Raw genomic sequence first — 250 nt, forward strand, 5'->3', positions numbered from 1 at the left:
AGACGTTTCCCGTCACGACATCGACTCCCGTGTCGGTGGCGATTTCAGGCGGGACACCGTCGTCCTATGCCGTTGCAATCGCTGATCCGCCTACGGCAGCCGGAGCTATCGCGCCGAGCGCTAAAATCGAATTGCGCTCAGGCATCGCGTTCGTTGTGGTTACAGTCGGCAGCAGCACGCCCAAGGATCGGGCTTTCAAGGTGGTTGTCACCGATGGAACCGGCACGCTGAAACAGTTCTACGTTCAGCC

1 protein-coding gene is annotated in these 250 nt (G+C 59.6%); it reads left to right on the forward strand.

Going from position 1 to position 250, the window contains the following annotated elements; all coding sequences use genetic code 11:
• Positions 1 to 250, forward strand: a 250-nt coding sequence (locus R0K30_RS22870) for a hypothetical protein (protein WP_410613242.1), incomplete at both ends; no start/stop codon positions are given.

This window comes from Bacillus sp. SIMBA_154 (genome assembly GCF_046536015.1).
In the GTDB taxonomy this organism is placed as follows: domain Bacteria; phylum Bacillota; class Bacilli; order Bacillales; family Bacillaceae; genus Bacillus; species Bacillus pumilus_P.